Genomic DNA, 16,798 nt, shown 5'->3' on the forward strand with positions numbered 1-16,798 from the left:
CCCACATAAGGTGAAGCGCGGATTCCGAATCCGCGCACAGGAGACCCATGGCCCGTACACGGGGTTGCGTCGTCGTTGATCACGATTCGGACTACGATGGCGGCCATGGCGAACAAGCTCGTGATCAAGGTGACGGCGGGGGCCGACGCCCCGGAGCGCTGCTCGCAGGCGTTCACCGTCGCCGCGGTGGCCGTGGCCAGTGGCGTGGAGGTCTCCCTCTGGCTGACCGGTGAGTCCTCCTGGTTCGCGCTGCCGGGCCGTGCCGCCGAGTTCGAGCTGCCGCACGCGGCACCGCTGCCCGATCTGATCGACTCGATCCTGGCCGCCGGGCGCATCACCCTGTGCACCCAGTGCGCGGCCCGGCGCGACATCACGGAGAAGGACGTCCTGGAGGGCGTACGGATCGCGGGTGCGCAGGTGTTCGTGCAGGAGGCGATGGCGGACGGGACGCAGGCGCTGGTCTACTGACCGCCGCCCCGCCCCCGGAGTCGGCGCACCCGCCGGCGACCGCCTTCCCCGGCGCTACTGACCCCGTCTGCGCCGCGTACGCGTGTCCACCCAGAGGCAGAAGGGGTGGCCCGCCGGGTCGAACAGCACCCGCACGTCCTCCTGGGGCTGGTGAACGGCGAGCCGGGCGCCCTGTTCCACGGCGCGGACGGTCTCCTCGGCCAGGTCGTCGACCTCGATGTCGAGATGGAGCATCATCCGCTGGTCGCCGGGGCCCGCGGGCCACACCGGCGGGGTGTAGTGCGGCTCGGTCTCGAAGGCGAGCGCGATCCCGCCGAACGGCGGGCCGATGAGCACCCAGTCGGGCTCCTCGGCACGCACCTCGTAGCCGAGCAGCCTCCGGTAGAAGCCGGCCAGCTCATGGGCGTCGGGCGCGTCGAGCACCACGGTGGACAACCTCGTTCGCGACATAGACGCTTTCCGCTCCTACTGCTGCCGCCGCTTCTTGCCGTCCAGTTCGTCCCACCACTCGTCGGACTTCGGGTCCCCGGACGGATCGTCCCACCACCGGTCCTCGGGCCCCCGCCGGTTGGCCACCATCGCGGCCACCGGCGGGATCAGCATGGCCACCACGCACATGGCGACGGCTGCGGGAACCGACCACAGCCGCACGACCGACCAGGCGAGGACGAACAGCACGATGCACGTCCCCATCATGGCGAAGTACTGATGCCGCCTGCGCGCGTACATACCACCAGCGTAGGCCCGGACAACCCGTCCGGCGCAGTGCCGACGGGCCCGGAGGGCCCGGAGCGCGGACCGGGGCGGCCGGGACGGGAGAGCCGGACGCGCCGAAGGGCCGCACCCCGATCCGGTAAGCGTCCAACCCCCGGGGGTGCGGCCCTTCGGCCGTTCAGTCGACTGCCGTCAGCGACGGCGGTCCGCCGTTCAGACGGCGATCGCGACCTCGGAGAGGCCGCCCGTCTGGGCGACGACCGTGCGGTCGGCGGTGCCACCGGGCACCAGCGCGCGGACGGTCCAGGTGCCCTCTGCCGCGTAGAAGCGGAACTGGCCCGTCGCGGAGGTGGGGACCTCCGCGGTGAACTCGCCGGTCGAGTCCAGCAGACGGACGTAGCCCGTCACCGGCTCGCCGTCGCGGGTCACCTGACCCTGGATCGTGGTCTCACCGGGCTTGATCGTCGAGGCGTCGGGGCCGCCGGCCTTCGCTCCACACATATTTCGATTCCGTCCTTCAGGCCTTGGGGGGTTACTTGTTGGCGCCGAGCTCGATCGGCACACCGACGAGGGAGCCGTACTCGGTCCAGGAGCCGTCGTAGTTCTTGACGTTCTGCACACCGAGGAGCTCGTGCAGCACGAACCAGGTGAGCGCGGAACGCTCACCGATGCGGCAGTAGGCGATCGTGTCCTTGGCGAGGTCGACCTGCTCGGCGGCGTAGAGCTCCTTGAGCTCGTCGTCCGACTTGAAGGTGCCGTCGTCGTTGGCGTTCTTCGACCACGGGATGTTGCGGGCGCTCGGGACGTGGCCCGGACGCTGCGACTGCTCCTGCGGCAGGTGCGCCGGGGCGAGCAGCTTGCCGCTGAACTCGTCGGGCGACCGGACGTCGACCAGGTTCTGCGAACCGATCGCGGCGACGACGTCGTCGCGGAAGGCGCGGATGGAGGTGTCCTGGGCCTTGGCCTTGTACTCGGTGGCGGCGCGCTCGGGGACCTGCGAGCCGTCGACCAGGTCGCGGGAGTCGAGCTCCCACTTCTTGCGGCCGCCGTCGAGGAGCTTCACGTTCTCGTGGCCGTAGAGCTTGAAGTACCAATAGGCGTAGGACGCGAACCAGTTGTTGTTGCCGCCGTAGAGGACGACCAGCGTGTCGTTGCCGATGCCCTTGGCCGAGAGGAGCTTCTCGAAGCCCTCCTGGTCGATGAAGTCACGGCGGACCGGGTCCTGGAGGTCCTTGGTCCAGTCGATCCGGATGGCGTTCTTGATGTGGTTCTTCTCGTACGCCGACGTGTCCTCGTCGACCTCGACGATCGCCACGCTCGGGTCGTCCAGGTGGTCCTGGACCCAGTCGGCGTCTACCAGGACGTCGTTGCGGCTCATGCTCGTTCTCCTCCGGGGCAGTTGCGGCGGGGTGGTGCGTTGGAGAGGGTGCGCGGTGCGGTGCATGCCGGTGAGGGCGTGCGCGGCGCAATCGTGGCCCGGACAAGAGAGGTCCAGGGGCCCGGCTCGCGGAAGACGGGACGCTTCCGCTCAGAAGGTGCGACAGAGCATGGCGGCGACGCGGCACAGGTCTACTGCCCGCCGCTTCGTGAGATCCGCCTGTCGCTTCATGGGTCCGATCGTAGGGACGGACAGGCGGGCATGTCACCGGTGTGTCGTATGGTGAGACGCGATCGTCCGTATTGCGAAACGGGAATGCCGCCGACGCCCGGATCGCACGGCTTCCGGGGGCCCGGACCCGTCCCCGTCGCATCGGCCCATCTGCGGTACGGACGGGGCTGTCTCGCCTTTCGGACAGCCCTCCTCCGAGGGCCCTTCGACGGGCCCACCGGATCCCCGTGACGTGCCTGTCCGGCTCGCGGACCGACGGGCCCCGGGGCTCCGGTGGGGCCTTCTACCCGACCAGCCTGACGTCCGAACCCTTCACCGAGATCTCGACGCCGTCCGGGGCGGCCTCGACCTTGTCGAGCTTGACGCCGCCCGGCAGTTCCTCGATCTTCTGCTGGAAGTCGGTGATCGAACGGATCCGTCCCTCGGCGAGCTGGACGCCCAGCTTGGGCAGGGAGTCGGCGTGCACCTTCACCGTGTCGCCGGAGACGCTCACGGAACTGAGCACCGAGACGGGCTCGGGCAGCTTGGCGCCCAGGACGGTCCCGGAGACGGTGACCTTGATCTTGCCGTTGCCGCCGTCGGAGAGGCCGATGACCTGGGCCTTGACCCCGGGCGCCACCTCCACGGGCTCGGACTTGGCGGCCTTGAGCAGCTCGGCGTACGAGATCGACGCGGTGCCGGTGGCGCTGTCGGCGGTGGCGGAGCTGTAGTCACCGCTGAAGGTGACGCCGTGCATCTCGGCGTCGAGGTCGTCGATGCGGATGGTGCCGGCGGATGAGCCCGTGCCGCCGGTCGGCGCCTCGTAGTCCTTGATGCCGATCTTCACGTCGTCGAGTTCGCCCGAGGCGACCTGGGTGAGGAACGGAAAGCCCCCGATGGACACGTCGGGGGTGGAGGCGAGGCCCTCACTGCTCTTGATCCGGCCCGCCGCCTCGTCCTCCGCGAACCAGACCGCCACCCGGTCGGCGAGCACGAACAGTCCGCCGAGAACGATTAAGAGGATCAGGGTTATTCGCAGTGCGCGCATGCTCGTTGTTCCCTCACCTGGGACGGCCCCGTCTGGACGGCCGAGTGGCCACCGAACGCGAGCCTAACCCCGAAGGGCCCCCGGATCGGGGGCCCTTCGAGGTGGTTGTCGATCACTTGTGACGAATCGGCGGCGGCCGGACGACCGGAGCCGACCGCCCGACCGGAGGGTCAGCCCAGCGCGCGGCCCAGCAGGTAGACCGCCGGAGCGGCGGCGGCCAGCGGCAGCGCCACGCCCGCGGTGAAGTGGACGAAGCGGGACGGGTAGTCGTAGCTGGCGACCCGGTGCCCGATCAGCGCGCAGACGCCCACGCAAGCGCCCAGGAAGGCGCCCTGTGTGCCCAGGTCCGTCATCCCCCCGACCCCGAAGCCGGCGCCCGCGGCGGCCAGCAGCGCGACGCCCACGGAGGCCGCCGTGGGCAGCGGCAGCGCACGGACCAGGATCGCCGCGGCGACGGCCGCCGCGCCCACCGTGACGGCGTCCGGCTCCGCCGCCAGGTGCCCGGCCGCGATGATCGCCAGCGCCGCGGAGGCGACGGTCGCCATCAGGCCGTACATCCGGGTGTCCGGGTCGGCGTGGCTGCGCAGCTGCAGCACGAGGGTCAGCAGGACCCACACGCCGAGGGTGCCGAGGATCGCGGCGGGCGCGTTCCCCCGGCCGGCCGCGAGCAGCGCCACGTCGGCGGTCACCGCGCCCAGGAACGCCAGCGCGATGCCCTGCCGGGCGGGCCACATGCCGTTCAGCCGGAACCAGCCCGCCGCGGTGACGGCCTGGAGCAGGACGAGCGGGGCGACGAGCGCGTACTGGCCGACCGCCGCCGTCCCGGAGAGCAGCAGCGCGAGCAGCGCCGTCAGCGCGGCCGGCTGGATCCCGGGCTCGATGATCGGCGACCGTCCCTCGGCACGGGCGCGCTGCGCGTCGGTGAGCCGGCTCTGGCCGGCGACCGTGGCGGGCCCGTAGGCGACGTCGGCCCCGCTCTCGGGGAGGGCCCCGCCGTCGGGCGCCGGGACGTCGGCACCGGCTGCCCCGGCACCGGCCGGAGCGCCCTCCGGGTTCCACGGCCGGTCCGGAGCCTCGGGCGGCAGGGTCGCCCCCGCGACACCGCCGTACCCCTGGGGCTCGCCGTAGGCCTGGTAGCCCCCCGGAGGCAGGTACGACGGGTCGGCCCCCTGGACCGGCGCCTGCGCCTGCGTCTCCCAGGTCCGCCCCTCCCACTGCTGGGTGTGCTGCGGCCAGTCGGCCCCCTGCTGGGGCTCCTGGCGCGTCTGCGGCTGCTGATACGGGTCGTACGCCTCGCGGCGACCCTCGTACGGCTGGTTGCTCATCGTCTCGCTCACCCTCCTGCGAACGGCGGGAGCACCTCGACCGTGCCGCCCTCGGCCAGCCGTACCGTCTCATGCCCGCGGGTCCCCACGGGATCACCGTCGATCAGGAACGAGCATCGCCGCAGGACGCGGACGAATTCGCCGGGGTGCCGTTCGCGGGCCGCGTCGAGTGCCTCGGCCAGCGTGCCCGCGTCGTACGGCTCGGCGTCGACGCCGGCCGCGGCCTTGGCGGCGGCCCAGTAACGCACCGTGCCCTTTGCCATCTCGTTCCTCAATCAGCGATCTGGTGTGCTCTGGTGTGTGGTGTCCGCGCACCTGTTTGCGTGAACCCCGCCAGGCTAGCCCGCGTGGGCGGCGCCCCAGTCCCCGATCCGGGTGAGCAGGCCGTCGGCGGCCGCGTTCTCGGCGTGCCCCATCCCGTGCTCCAGCCACAGCTCGGCGTGGCCGCCGGAGGCCTCGGCCAGCGCCCGCGGGTGGTCGAGGGGGAAATAGCCGTCCCGGTCGCCGTGGACGACGAGGAGCGGGGTCGGCGCGATGTACGGGACGCACTCGACCGGGGACGCCGGCACCGGGTCCCAGTCACGGTGGTGGATACGGGTCCGCAGACCGACCCGGCCCACGATCCGGCCCTCCGGACGGGTCACCAGCCAGTGCAGCCGCCGCATGGGGGCCGTACCCCGGTAGTACCAACGGGCCGGCGCGCTCACCGAGACCACCGCGTCCGTGCGGGCCCGCGCGCGCTCCTCGCGCTCCCGGGCGGACTCCCGCCCGCCCGTCCCGTCCCCGGGCCACTTCTCCCCGTAAAGCGCCGCGTGCCGCAGCACCACCGAGCCGCCCATCGAGAAGCCGACGGTCACGATCCGGGTGTGCCCGAGTTCACGCGCCCAGGCGACCGCCGCCGCCAGGTCGAGGACCTCGCGGTCACCGACCGTGGAGCGGCCGCCGGAGGCTCCGTGACCGCGGAAGGAGAAGGTCACCACCGCCCCGTGGCGGGCGAGGACACCGGCCGCGCGGCGGACGTGCGGACGGTCCAGGTCACCGGTGAACCCGTGCGCGACGACGAACGCGAGGTGACCGGACGGATTCGCTCCGGGGTCGTGGGCCGCGTCGATCGTCACCCCGTCGGTCGTACGCAGAAACCTCCGTGAGGGGGCGCGCGACGCCGTCTCAAGGCGTGGAATCTTGGAGGATCGCGTCATGTGACCTGCCGGACCTGGGCTCATGTGGGCTATTCTGCTGGGCATGAGGACTCGGGCAGAGTAGCCCCCGGGTCCTTTTGTGCTTTCAAGAGCGTTGTATACGAAGCGGGAAACCGCAGGTGTACGGGGTTTCGGAGGCACGGCGGATCCCTGGGATCGCGGGAGCCGCACGTACAGAGCAGTGCCGCAAACGTCCTCGCAGGGACCGAGGAGGAACCAGACGTTATGGGCGAGCGAACCGTGCACGAAGGCAGGACGACCCGGGCGGGTGAGGCTCGATGAGCTCTCTGCTGCTCCTGACCAACGCCCTCCAGCCGTCGACGGAGGTGCTTCCCGCTCTCGGCCTGCTGCTGCACAACGTGCGCGTGGCTCCGGCGGAGGGCCCGGCCCTCGTCGACACCCCCGGTGCCGACGTCATCCTGATCGACGGACGGCGTGACCTCCCGCAGGTCCGCAGCCTGTGCCAGCTGCTGCGCTCCACGGGCCCCGGCTGTCCGCTCGTCCTCGTCGTGACCGAGGGCGGTCTCGCGGCCGTCACCGCCGACTGGGGCATCGACGACGTCCTCCTCGACACGGCGGGTCCCGCCGAGGTCGAGGCGCGCCTCAGACTCGCGATGGGCCGTCAGCAGATCGTCAACGACGACTCCCCCATGGAGATCCGCAACGGCGACCTCTCCGTGGACGAGGCGACCTACAGCGCCAAGCTCAAGGGCCGGGTGCTCGACCTCACCTTCAAGGAGTTCGAGCTCCTGAAGTACCTCGCGCAGCACCCGGGACGGGTCTTCACCCGCGCCCAGCTGCTGCAGGAGGTCTGGGGCTACGACTACTTCGGCGGTACGCGCACGGTCGACGTCCACGTGCGACGCCTGCGCGCGAAGCTCGGGCCCGAGCACGAGGCGCTGATCGGAACCGTCCGGAACGTCGGTTACCGATTCGTTACCCCGGAGAAGGTGGAGCGCGGGGCCGACGAGGCGAAGGCCCAGGCCGCCCGGCCAAAGCCGGAGGATGCGGACGAGACGGCGCACCCGGAGGGGACCGCTCCCACGCGGGCCGCCGCGCAGCCCCAGGAAGCTGCCGTACGCCCTGCCCAGAGGTAGGTCCATCCGCGTAGACTCCGCGCGTGGCCAAGGTGACTAGGGATGATGTGGCACGGCTGGCGGGTACCTCCACCGCCGTCGTCAGTTACGTCATCAACAACGGACCCCGGCCGGTCGCCCCGGCCACGCGCGAGCGCGTTCTCGCCGCGATCAAGGAACTGGGATACCGGCCCGACCGGGTCGCCCAGGCCATGGCCTCGCGGCGGACGGAGCTCATAGGCCTGATCGTGCCGGACGCGCGCCAGCCCTTCTTCGGGGAGATGGCGCACGCCGTCGAACAGGCCGCCGCCGAGCGCGGGAAGATGGTCCTGGTCGGCAACTCCGACTACGTCGCCGAGCGCGAGGTCCACTATCTGCGCGCCTTCCTCGGCATGCGGGTCTCCGGGCTGATCCTCGTCAGCCACGCGCTGAACGACCACGCGGCCGCCGAGATCGACGCCTGGGACGCCCGGGTGGTGCTCCTGCACGAGCGCCCCGAGGCGATCGACGACGTCGCCGTCGTCACCGACGACATAGGGGGCGCCCAGCTCGCCACCCGGCACCTCCTGGAGCACGGGTACGACTATGTCGCCTGCCTCGGCGGCACGGCCGAGACCCCCGCCGTCGGCGACCCCGTCTCCGACCACGTCGAGGGCTGGCGGCGCGCCATGCAGGAGGCCGGCAAGCCGACCGAGGGACGCCTCTTCGAGGCCCCGTACAACCGCTACGACGCCTACAAGGTCGGCCTCGAACTGCTCGCCGGACCGCACCGGCCGCCGGCCATCTTCTGCTCCACCGACGACCAGGCGATCGGGGTCCTGCGCGCCGCGCGCGAGCTGCGCATCGACGTGCCGGGGCAGCTGGCGGTCGCCGGGTTCGACGACGTCAAGGAAGCGGCCCTGACCGACCCCCCGCTGACGACGATCGCGTCGGACCGCTCGGCGATGGCCCGCGCGGCCGTGGACCTCGTCCTGGACGACGGGCTGCGGGTGCCCGGCTCCCGCCGCGAGCGGCTGAAGCTGTTCCCCTCGCGCCTGGTGGTGCGCCAGTCCTGCGGCTGCGAGTAGGCCCCCGGCGGCCCGCGCCCCTCACCCCTCCACCCCGCACGACAGCGCGGATCCCCGCGCCCCTGAGGGGACGCGGGGATCCTCCTTGCGCCGTACCGGGCCTGGCGGGACCTAGAACAGCAGGTTGTACTGGTTGAAGCCGGTGCCGAGGCTCTTGCGGGTACCGAAGAGGCTGCTGGAGGCCTTGTTCGTGCCCGGGTAGAGCCAGAGCGTGCCGCCCGGGTCGCGGGCGATCACGTCGGCGATGCCGTCACCGGTGACGTCGCCGTTGGCCACGTACGAGGTGAAGTTCCAGCCCGTACGGGCCTGGATGCGCGCCGCGAACGGAGCGTGCTCGACCTGCGTTCCCCGGTAGAGGTACAGGACGCCCGAGCTGTTGCGGACCAGCAGGTCGGCGCGGCCGTCGCCGGACAGGTCGCCGTGACCGAAGATCCTGACGTTCTTCCACGCCCTGTCGACGATCTTGACGCGGCCGTAGAACTGGCCGGTGCCCTTGCCCGGGTAGAGGTAGACCGATCCGTCCGCGTCCACCGCGACCAGGTCGGGGCGGGCGTCACCGGTCAGGTCGCCGGGGACCGCGTACGACTTGTAGCCGCCCCACACCGAGCTGATCTGCATCCACTCGAACTGGCCCGAGCCGTGGTTCATGTAGCTGCGGTAGAGCTTGCCGTCACCCTTGTCCCGCATGATCAGGTCCTGGTAGAAGTCCCGGTCCAGATCGGCCTGCAGGACCCAGCTCGCGTTCTGCCAGCCGTTGCCCTGGTAGGCGCGCGTGGTGAGCGAGGTGCCCTTGCTGTCCTGCTCGAACAGCCCGCCGGAGGGCGTGCGCTCCAGCAGGTCGGCGCGCCCGTCGAACGTCAGGTCCGTGTCGTCGATGCGGGGCTGGGCCGCCCAGGTGTACGAGGACACCTTGGTGAACACCGGGTAGGCGCCCTTGGCGGTGCAGCCGGAGACACCCCACGAGACGATGCCGATGATCTTGCCGCCGAACATGACCGGACCGCCGGAGTCACCGTTGCACGGGCTCTTGGTGCCCTCGTCGACACCGGTGGCCGGGGTTCCCGCGCAGAACATGGAACCCTCGATGAAGTCGTCCTCGCCGAGGACGGTCTTCATCGCGCTGTCGCAGGTCGCGTCCTTCACCAGCGGCAGGGTGACCTTGCGCAGGTTCGCCGACAGACCGGCGTCCGCGGCGCCCGAGGTCAGGCCCCAGCCGTAGACGGTGGCGTTGTTGCCGGGCTGGTAGTAGGCGGTGTCGCCCGCGGCCGCCAGCTTCGCCCACTGCTGCTCCAGCGGACGGTCCAGGGTGAGGACCGCGACGTCGTTCTGGAGGGTCGAGCCGTTGAAGTGCGGGTGGCTCCACTGGCGCCAGACGCCAGCGACGGTGCCGTTGGCGCTGTCCAGCAGACCGGTGGCACCGGCGACGACCGCGCCGTTGTCCGTCCAGTCCAGACCCGCGACGCAGTGGGCCGCGGTCAGGACCTTGTTCGGGGCGACGAGGGTGCCGCCGCAGAAATAGCCGGTCCCCGCCGTGCTGTCGTAGTAGGAGAGCTGCACCATCCACGGCGCGGAGGAGATCGTCGTCTCGCTGCCGCCGATGATGAACGGCGTCTTCCTGGGCGCGGTGCCAGGGGTCGCCCGGGTCTTGGCGGCCTCGACGACGCGGTGGCGCAGCTCCTGGTCGGAGGCGGTCGGCGCGGGTGCCGCCGCCGTGGACCGGGCGACGCTCGCGCCGGGCGGTCCGGCCGGGTCACCGGCCGCGGAGGCGGGCTGTGCCGCGAGGGCGCCCGCGCAGGTCAGCGCCAGCGCGAGAGCGGCCGTCGGCAACGCCGTGGCGGGGCGTCTCCAGCGGTCGCGCAGGGCAGGTATCACTCAGGACTCCTGGTGTGGGTGCGTGGGTGTTCCTTCTCGTCCGAAGCCCGGGAAGGGCGTACGACGCACCGGCCCGACCGTCGACGGCGAGCGCGCGCATCGACATCGGGCGTAACCGCGGAGCCCCCCTCCGGCCCGGGAATGGTAGGCACCAGCCGCCCCCGGACACACGGCCTTCACAGCGGTCAAAAGAGTGTTCGCCCCCGGCGTTCCGGGACATCACCCGGACGCAACCCGCCGTTCGCCGGAGCGGGACGGGACCACGCGGGGTGCACGGCCGGATACACGGCGAAAGCGCGGCACGACCGCCCGGCGCGCACCCCGCGTGGACGCACAGGTGGTTCTCACGTTGCCCGCAGGGGTCTCTCAGACGGCTCGCAGGAAGCGTCTTTATATCGGGCATACGAGGTTCTGTCGGGCTTCTCAGAGGCCACTCAGGGAGCTCTCATGATCGGGCGACAGTCTTTTTTCATGACCGAGAGCTTCCGCCGCAGCGGCGAGTACCCCCAGGGCGACCACCACGGGTCCGCGTACCCCGAGCAGCAGTCGCACCCCTCCTCCCCCGTGAACCCCGAGTGGCCCCCGCCGCCGGCGTACGACCCGGCCGGGCCGGTCCACGTCGAGCCGGGCACCACCGTGTGGCCGGGGGCCGGTCACGGCGGCAGCGGCGGGGGCGGCGGTCACACCGCCGGCCCTTACGGCGGCTACCCCGAGCCCGACCCCGTCGGCACCACCGCGGTGTTCGCCACGGTGGCCCCCGGCGGCCCCGGCGGCCCCGACACCCCCGCGGCCCCGGCCGCCCCGGTCGGCCGGAGGCGCGCCAAGGGGCCGTTCGCCCTGCTCGCCGCCGTGGCGATCGTCGCCGCGGCGATCGGCGGCGGCACCGCGTACGCCTTCCAGGAGCTGACCGGCAACGACACCGTCGCCACCTCCAGCACCACCAGCGCCAACGTGGTGCCCACCAGCCAGCGCGGCACGGTCTCCGGCGTCGCCAAGGCGGTCAGCCCGAGCATCGTCGAGATCGGCGCGACCTCGAACGCGGGCTCGTCCACCGGCTCGGGCGTGATCATCACGACCGGCGGCGAGATCATCACCAACAACCACGTGATCTCGGGCGCCTCCCAGATCAAGGTGCAGCTGAACGACGGCAAGTCGTACACCGCGAGCGTGGTCGGCACCGACAGCAAGAAGGACCTCGCGCTGATCAAGCTGGACGACGCGCCCTCCGGTCTGAAGCCGGCCACGCTCGGCGACTCCGACGGCGTCCAGGTCGGCGACCAGGTCGTCGCGATCGGGTCCCCCGAGGGCCTGACCGGCACCGTCACCAGCGGCATCGTCTCCGCCCTCGACCGGGACGTGACCGTCTCCACCGACGAGAACCAGGGGCAGCAACAGCAGGGCGGCGGCAACGGCCAGTGGCCGTTCGAGTTCGGCGGCCGGCAGTTCAACGGCGACACGGGCTCCTCCACGACGACGTACAAGGCCCTGCAGACCGACGCCTCGCTCAACCCGGGCAACTCCGGCGGCGCCCTCATCGACATGAACGGCAACATCGTCGGCATCAACTCCGCGATGTACTCGGCCGCCTCGGACTCCTCGTCCTCCTCGTCGAGCGCGGGCAGCGTCGGCCTCGGCTTCGCCATCCCGATCAACACCGTCAAGTCCGACCTGGCCGCGCTGCGGGCCGGCGGTTCCGACAACTAGGTCAGGAGGCCGCCATGATGATCAAGAGCGTCCAGCACACCGCCGCCGCGGGGGACGCGGCCGCACTCGGCCTCGCCCTGGCGGTCGCCCGCGAGCTGCACCCGCCCGTCCGGCGCGCCGCCGAACTGGCCCCCGCCGTCTCCCGTCCCAAGCAGCACCGGGCCTCCGGCCGCCGCCGCACCGTACGAAGCTGATCCATTCCGGGACGGCCGAGGAACGTGCGAGGCTGAAAGCACCCGATCACGCCCCATCCCAACCGAGGAACCCGACGCCCATGAGCTCCGCCGAAGGCGACCGTGACACCCAGCGCATCCTGATCGTCGACGACGAGCCGGCCGTGCGCGACGCACTCAAGCGCAGCCTCGCCTTCGAGGGGTACGACACCGAGGTCGCGGTCGACGGCGCGGACGCCCTGGAGAAGGCGATCTCCTACCAGCCCGACCTGGTCGTCCTCGACATCCAGATGCCCCGCATGGACGGCCTCACCGCGGCCCGCCGGATGCGCGGCGCGGGCACCACCACGCCGATCCTCATGCTGACGGCCCGGGACACGGTCGGCGACCGGGTCACCGGGCTGGACGCCGGGGCGGACGACTACCTCGTCAAGCCCTTCGAGCTCGACGAACTCTTCGCCCGCATCCGGGCGTTGCTGCGGCGCAGCTCGTACGCGGCGTCCGCGGGCGCGGCCGTCGAGGACGACGCGCTGGCCTTCGGCGACCTGCGCATGGACCTGTCGACGCGCGAGGTCACCCGGGCGGGGCGCCCGGTGGAACTCACCCGCACCGAGTTCACCCTGCTGGAGATGTTCCTGGCCCACCCGCGCCAGGTCCTCACCCGCGAGCAGATCCTGAAGGCCGTCTGGGGCTTCGACTTCGAGCCGTCGTCGAACTCCCTCGACGTCTACGTCATGTACCTGCGCCGCAAGACGGAGGCGGGCGGCGAGCCCCGCCTGGTCCACACGGTGCGGGGCGTGGGGTACGTGCTGCGGTCCGGCGGCGCGGAGTGATGCGCAGGTTCAGGACCCTGCCCCTGCGCTCACGCCTGGCCCTGCTGGTGGCGTCGGCGGTGGCGTTCGCGGTGGCGGCGGTCTCGGTGACGTGCTGGTTCATCGTCCAGGGCAAGCTGTACGAGCAGGTCGACAACGACCTGCGCAGGGGCATACGAGCCCCGGGGCCGGAGATTTTCAACGCCCTCAACTACTGCAGCGCGACCCCGGACAAGAACCTTCCACCCTTCCGGAACAACTATGTCCAGGTGGTCAAGGAGGACGGAACCGCCTGCGCCCTCGAGAACTCCGTCGGCAAGGTCAAGGTCACCCGGTCCGACAAGAACGTGATCAAGAACGGCGATCTCGACAAGGCCTACTTCCGTGACGGCACCGACGAGGACGGCGACGCGGTGCGCGTGATGGTCAAGCCGCTGGCCACCACCACGGCCGACGGACAGCCCGGCCCCGACGTGGGGCTGATGATCGCCGTCTCCCTGAAGAGCACCCAGTCCACGCTCAACGACCTGGCGCTGGTCCTGCTGCTCGTCTCCGGCCTTGGAGTGATGGGTGCCGGAGCGGCGGGGCTCTGGGTCGCGCGGGCCGGGCTGCGCCCGGTCGACGAGCTCACGGACGCCGTGGAGCACGTCGCCCGCACCGAGGACCTCACCGTCCGCATCCCCGTGGACGAGGAGAGCGACGACGAGATCGCCCGGCTCTCCCGCTCCTTCAACTCGATGACCGCCTCCCTCGCGAGCTCGCGCGAGCTGCAGCAGCAGCTCATCGCCGACGCCGGGCACGAACTGCGGACACCGCTCACCTCCCTGCGCACGAACATCGAACTCCTCACCCGCAGCGAGGAGACCGGCCGCCCGATCCCTCCGGCGGACCGCAAGGCGCTGCTCGCCTCGGTGACGGCGCAGATGACCGAGCTGGCGGCGCTGATCGGCGACCTCCAGACGCTCTCGCGGTCGGACGCGGGGCACACGGCCGACCGGGTGGAGGTCGTGGCGCTCCGGGACACCGTGGAAGCGGCCCTGCGCAGGGCCCGGCTGCGCGGCCCGGAACTGACGATCACCGCCGATCTGGAGCCCTGGTTCGTCCGGGCGGAGCCCTCCGCCCTGGAGCGGGCGATCGTGAACGTCCTCGACAACGCGGTGAAGTTCAGCCCCGCGGGCGGCACGGTCGACGTCCGGCTGAAGGACGGCGAGCTGACCGTGCGCGACCACGGCCCCGGCATCCCCGACGACGAACTCCCGCACGTCTTCGACCGCTTCTGGCGTTCCCCGGACGCGCGGGCCCTGCCCGGCTCGGGCCTCGGCCTGTCCATCGTGGCCCGCACGGTCCAGCAGTGCGGCGGCGAGGTGGCGCTGCGTCCCGCGGAGGGCGGCGGCACGATCGCGGCCGTACGGCTCCCGGGGGCTCCGACGGCCCCGCCCGACGTGCCCTGACCGGCTCCCGGTCGCGAGCGAGCCCCCACCCGGCCACGGGTGGGGGCTCGCTCGTCCTCGGCGCACGGGCCGGTCCGGCGTCCGGCGGACGGACGCCGGACCGGCCGAGGGACCCGCCTAGGGGTCCGCCGAGGGGTCCGCCGACGAACCGGTCGGGGGGACCGGCCGGCGGTCCTCGGCTACTTCACGATCGTGATGCGGTCCGCCGCCGGGACCGGGTACGGCGTCGTGGCCGAGGAGTTGGCCGTCAGGTAGGCGCCCAGGGCCGCCAGGTCGTCTCCGCCGACACGGACGTTGCCGCCCTTGCCGAGCTCGGCGAAGCCGTCGCCGCCGCCCGCGAGGAAGGAGTTCATCGCGACGCGGTAGGTGGCGGCCGGGTCGATCGCGGTGCCGTCGAGCTTGACCGAGCCGGCGACGACACGCGCCGCGCCGGTCTTGGTCAGGTCGAGCGTGTACGTCAGGCCCTTGGAGATCTGGAGGATCTTCGGGGATGCCTCGTTGGCGCCGCTGACCTGCTGCTGGAGCGCGGTGATCACCTGTGCGCCGGTGAGGTCGGCCAGGTTCACGGTGTTGGCGAACGGCTGGACCGTGTACGCCTCCCCGTAGGTCACCACCCCGTCGCCCTCACCGCCGCTCGCCGCGTAGGTGAGTCCGGCGCGGATGCCGCCCGGGTTCATGAACGCGAGGTCGGCCTCCGGGTCGACGGACCTGGCGTACGCGAGCTGCGCGTCGGCGATCAGGTCGCCGGCCGGGGACTCGGTTCCGGTGTTGCCGATGTCGCCCGCGATGTAGCCGAGGGGGCGCGAGGCGACCGGCGCGGCGAGCGCCTTCCACTTGGTGACCAGCGTCGTCATGTCGGCGGCCTTCGCGACATCGCGCGTGACCACGTGGTTCGCGGACTTCACCGCCGTGCGGGCGATGTCACCGGTCCAGCGGTCGTACGTCAGTGTCGTGTCCGTGTAGAGCCGGCCGAAGGAGGAGGCCGAGGTGACCATGCGGGGCTTGCCCGCCGGGTCGGGAATGGTGCACGCGTACGCCTGGTGGGTGTGGCCGGTGATCAGCGCGTCCACCGCCGGCGTGACGTTCTTCGCGATGTCGACGATCGGCCCGGAGATGCCGTCACCGGCGCCGGGGCTGTCGCAGTCGTAGTTGTACGCCGTCGACGCGGGCGACCCGCCCTCGTGGATCAGCGCGACGATCGACTTCACGCCCTGGCGCTGGAGTTCCCTGGCGTACTTGTTGATCGTCTCGACCTCGTCGCCGAACTTCAGGCCCTTGACGCCCTCGGCGGACACGATGTTCGGCGTGCCCTCCAGCGTGACGCCGATGAAGCCGACCTTGACGCCGTTCTTCCTCCACACCCAGTAGGGCTTGAGGATCGGCTTGCCGGTCTTCTCGTCGGTCACGTTCGCCGCGAGGTAGGGGAAGTCCGCGCCCTCGAACTTCTTGCCGTCGTAACAGCCGTCCGTCGGGTGGCAGCCGCCCTTCTGGAGCCGGGCCAGTTCCTTGGCACCCTCGTCGAACTCGTGGTTGCCGACCGAAGTGACGTCGAGGTCGAGGCCGTTGAGCGCCTCGATCGTCGGCTCGTCGTGGAAGAGGCCGGAGATCAGCGGGGAGGCGCCGACCATGTCACCGGCGGCCGCCGTGATCGAGTACTTGTTGCCCTTGCGGGCGTCGCGCAGATGCGTGGCCAGGTACTCGACACCACCCGCGTCGACGGTCTTCGTCGTGCCGTCCGCCTGCAGCTCCGTGACCCGGCCCGAGGAACCGGTCGGCGGCTCCAGGTTGCCGTGCAGGTCGTTGAAGGACAGCAACTGGACGTCCTGGTAACGGCCGCTGCCGTGGTGGTGCGTCGGTGTCGCCCTGTCCTGGTGCGCGCTCGCCGGCATCGCGGCGGCCAGCGCCCCGACGGTGGCGAGACCGGCGGCGGCCGCGAGGAGGCGATGAGTGCGTCTGGACAGGATCGTGGGCGGCATGGTTCCCCCTGGAGAACGGTGAGAGGTCGAAACGGTGTGCCGTGCGTGAGCCGAGCGGGTGGTGCGAACCGTGTGCGGGCTGATGAACAACCCTGGTTTTGCACGCACTTTAGAATCAACGCGCGTAGCGCGGAAGGGGGTTCGTGGTTACGGGCTGATTGCCATCACGACACCGGAAACCGACCATCACGTCACCGCCGTCCGCCGGGTGCCACCGGGCGCGCCTCGATCTCCCGCCCCGGCCCGCGAAGACACCCTTCGGTCTCCCCGGCCGGCCCTTCCCCGCCACGCCCCGTGTCCACGTCGCCCAACTCCTTGTCCCCCC

Annotated in this window: 18 protein-coding genes; 7 read left to right on the plus strand and 11 right to left on the minus strand. The window is 71.5% G+C overall.

The annotated features are described in order from the left end of the window. The first annotated feature begins 105 nt into the window (after positions 1-105). Positions 106-468 carry a DsrE family protein gene (locus ACICHK_RS18940; protein WP_151472712.1) on the plus strand — a complete coding sequence of 121 codons (363 nt, stop codon included), beginning with the start codon at positions 106-108 and terminating at the stop codon, positions 466-468. Positions 469-522: 54 nt separating this feature from the next. On the opposite strand, the gene ACICHK_RS18945 is transcribed toward ACICHK_RS18940, so the two are convergent. The 9 genes from ACICHK_RS18945 to ACICHK_RS18985 form a co-directional block, all read right to left on the minus strand. Then, positions 523-918 carry a VOC family protein gene (locus ACICHK_RS18945; protein ID WP_151472713.1) on the minus strand — a complete coding sequence of 132 codons (396 nt, stop codon included), beginning with the start codon at positions 916-918 and terminating at the stop codon, positions 523-525. A gap of 15 nt (positions 919-933) precedes the next feature. After that, complete coding sequence (locus ACICHK_RS18950; RefSeq protein ID WP_103552296.1) at positions 934-1,197, minus strand: DUF3099 domain-containing protein; 264 nt, start codon at positions 1,195-1,197, stop codon at positions 934-936. Between the two features lie 198 nt (positions 1,198-1,395). After that, positions 1,396-1,683: a DUF1416 domain-containing protein gene (locus ACICHK_RS18955; RefSeq protein ID WP_003953525.1), complete on the minus strand. Its 288-nt coding sequence runs from the start codon at positions 1,681-1,683 to the stop codon at positions 1,396-1,398. Between the two features lie 31 nt (positions 1,684-1,714). Further along, positions 1,715-2,560 carry a sulfurtransferase gene (locus ACICHK_RS18960; RefSeq protein WP_406837848.1) on the minus strand — a complete coding sequence of 282 codons (846 nt, stop codon included), beginning with the start codon at positions 2,558-2,560 and terminating at the stop codon, positions 1,715-1,717. 150 nt (positions 2,561-2,710) lie between these two features. Next, a complete protein-coding gene (locus tag ACICHK_RS18965) occupies positions 2,711-2,791 on the minus strand; it encodes a putative leader peptide (protein ID WP_350310325.1) in 81 nt (26 codons plus the stop codon). 283 nt (positions 2,792-3,074) lie between these two features. Continuing rightward, positions 3,075-3,818, minus strand: a complete 744-nt coding sequence (locus tag ACICHK_RS18970; protein ID WP_406837849.1) for a DUF2993 domain-containing protein — start codon at positions 3,816-3,818, stop codon at positions 3,075-3,077. Positions 3,819-3,988: 170 nt separating this feature from the next. After that, on the minus strand, positions 3,989-5,143 hold the full coding sequence (locus tag ACICHK_RS18975) for a hypothetical protein (protein WP_406837850.1): 1,155 nt from the start codon (positions 5,141-5,143) through the stop codon (positions 3,989-3,991). Between the two features lie 8 nt (positions 5,144-5,151). Beyond that, positions 5,152-5,406 (minus strand): MoaD/ThiS family protein, encoded by a 255-nt coding sequence (locus tag ACICHK_RS18980; RefSeq protein WP_151472717.1) that lies wholly within the window; start codon positions 5,404-5,406, stop codon positions 5,152-5,154. Between the two features lie 75 nt (positions 5,407-5,481). Beyond that, positions 5,482-6,366 (minus strand): alpha/beta hydrolase, encoded by an 885-nt coding sequence (locus tag ACICHK_RS18985; RefSeq protein WP_406837851.1) that lies wholly within the window; start codon positions 6,364-6,366, stop codon positions 5,482-5,484. 254 nt (positions 6,367-6,620) lie between these two features. On the opposite strand from ACICHK_RS18985, the gene ACICHK_RS18990 reads away from it, so the two are divergent. After that, positions 6,621-7,439: a winged-helix domain-containing protein gene (locus ACICHK_RS18990; RefSeq protein WP_406837852.1), complete on the plus strand. Its 819-nt coding sequence runs from the start codon at positions 6,621-6,623 to the stop codon at positions 7,437-7,439. A 23-nt stretch (positions 7,440-7,462) separates the two neighbouring features. Further along, positions 7,463-8,485, plus strand: a complete 1,023-nt coding sequence (locus tag ACICHK_RS18995; RefSeq protein ID WP_151472720.1) for a LacI family DNA-binding transcriptional regulator — start codon at positions 7,463-7,465, stop codon at positions 8,483-8,485. A 111-nt stretch (positions 8,486-8,596) separates the two neighbouring features. Here the strand turns inward: ACICHK_RS18995 and ACICHK_RS19000 are convergent, their stop codons facing one another. Further along, the gene (locus tag ACICHK_RS19000) at positions 8,597-10,357 is read right to left on the minus strand and encodes a trypsin-like serine protease (protein ID WP_406837853.1); all 1,761 of its coding nucleotides are present in this window, start codon (positions 10,355-10,357) and stop codon (positions 8,597-8,599) included. A gap of 471 nt (positions 10,358-10,828) precedes the next feature. Between ACICHK_RS19000 and ACICHK_RS19005 the strand changes: the two genes are divergently transcribed. The 4 genes from ACICHK_RS19005 (at position 10,829) to ACICHK_RS19020 (ending at position 14,497) form a co-directional block, all read left to right on the plus strand. Then, entirely contained in the window at positions 10,829-12,061 is a 1,233-nt protein-coding gene (locus ACICHK_RS19005; protein WP_406837854.1) for a S1C family serine protease, read from the plus strand. A 14-nt stretch (positions 12,062-12,075) separates the two neighbouring features. Further along, complete coding sequence (locus ACICHK_RS19010) at positions 12,076-12,255, plus strand: hypothetical protein (RefSeq protein WP_406837855.1); 180 nt, start codon at positions 12,076-12,078, stop codon at positions 12,253-12,255. Positions 12,256-12,335: 80 nt separating this feature from the next. Next, the gene (locus ACICHK_RS19015; RefSeq protein ID WP_151472723.1) at positions 12,336-13,067 is read left to right on the plus strand and encodes a response regulator transcription factor; all 732 of its coding nucleotides are present in this window, start codon (positions 12,336-12,338) and stop codon (positions 13,065-13,067) included. Beyond that, positions 13,067-14,497, plus strand: coding sequence for an ATP-binding protein (locus tag ACICHK_RS19020; protein ID WP_406837856.1), 1,431 nt, complete (start codon positions 13,067-13,069; stop codon positions 14,495-14,497). Before ACICHK_RS19015 ends, ACICHK_RS19020 begins: the two co-directional genes overlap by 1 nt. A gap of 179 nt (positions 14,498-14,676) precedes the next feature. Here ACICHK_RS19020 and ACICHK_RS19025 read toward each other — a convergent pair whose 3' ends face one another. Beyond that, entirely contained in the window at positions 14,677-16,473 is a 1,797-nt protein-coding gene (locus ACICHK_RS19025) for a bifunctional metallophosphatase/5'-nucleotidase (protein WP_406837857.1), read from the minus strand. Positions 16,474-16,798 lie beyond the last annotated feature (325 nt).

Source organism: Streptomyces sp. AHU1 (assembly GCF_045343905.1).
GTDB lineage: Bacteria > Actinomycetota > Actinomycetes > Streptomycetales > Streptomycetaceae > Streptomyces > Streptomyces triticiradicis.

What these genes read in the sequence shown, in the direction of transcription:
- ACICHK_RS18965 (WP_350310325.1), bottom strand. Translation starts at nt 2,791, where the DNA reads ATGAAGCGACAGGCGGATCTCACGAAGCGGCGGGCAGTAGACCTGTGC.
- ACICHK_RS18950 (WP_103552296.1), bottom strand. Translation starts at nt 1,197, where the DNA reads ATGTACGCGCGCAGGCGGCATCAGTACTTCGCCATGATGGGGACGTGC.
- ACICHK_RS18990 (WP_406837852.1), top strand. Translation starts at nt 6,621, where the DNA reads ATGAGCTCTCTGCTGCTCCTGACCAACGCCCTCCAGCCGTCGACGGAG.
- ACICHK_RS19015 (WP_151472723.1), top strand. Translation starts at nt 12,336, where the DNA reads ATGAGCTCCGCCGAAGGCGACCGTGACACCCAGCGCATCCTGATCGTC.
- ACICHK_RS19010 (WP_406837855.1), top strand. Translation starts at nt 12,076, where the DNA reads ATGATGATCAAGAGCGTCCAGCACACCGCCGCCGCGGGGGACGCGGCC.
- ACICHK_RS19005 (WP_406837854.1), top strand. Translation starts at nt 10,829, where the DNA reads ATGACCGAGAGCTTCCGCCGCAGCGGCGAGTACCCCCAGGGCGACCAC.
- ACICHK_RS19020 (WP_406837856.1), top strand. Translation starts at nt 13,067, where the DNA reads ATGCGCAGGTTCAGGACCCTGCCCCTGCGCTCACGCCTGGCCCTGCTG.
- ACICHK_RS18960 (WP_406837848.1), bottom strand. Translation starts at nt 2,560, where the DNA reads ATGAGCCGCAACGACGTCCTGGTAGACGCCGACTGGGTCCAGGACCAC.
- ACICHK_RS18945 (WP_151472713.1), bottom strand. Translation starts at nt 918, where the DNA reads ATGTCGCGAACGAGGTTGTCCACCGTGGTGCTCGACGCGCCCGACGCC.
- ACICHK_RS19025 (WP_406837857.1), bottom strand. Translation starts at nt 16,473, where the DNA reads ATGCCGCCCACGATCCTGTCCAGACGCACTCATCGCCTCCTCGCGGCC.
- ACICHK_RS18975 (WP_406837850.1), bottom strand. Translation starts at nt 5,143, where the DNA reads ATGAGCAACCAGCCGTACGAGGGTCGCCGCGAGGCGTACGACCCGTAT.
- ACICHK_RS18985 (WP_406837851.1), bottom strand. Translation starts at nt 6,366, where the DNA reads ATGAGCCCAGGTCCGGCAGGTCACATGACGCGATCCTCCAAGATTCCA.
- ACICHK_RS18940 (WP_151472712.1), top strand. Translation starts at nt 106, where the DNA reads ATGGCGAACAAGCTCGTGATCAAGGTGACGGCGGGGGCCGACGCCCCG.
- ACICHK_RS18970 (WP_406837849.1), bottom strand. Translation starts at nt 3,818, where the DNA reads ATGCGCGCACTGCGAATAACCCTGATCCTCTTAATCGTTCTCGGCGGA.
- ACICHK_RS18980 (WP_151472717.1), bottom strand. Translation starts at nt 5,406, where the DNA reads ATGGCAAAGGGCACGGTGCGTTACTGGGCCGCCGCCAAGGCCGCGGCC.
- ACICHK_RS18955 (WP_003953525.1), bottom strand. Translation starts at nt 1,683, where the DNA reads ATGTGTGGAGCGAAGGCCGGCGGCCCCGACGCCTCGACGATCAAGCCC.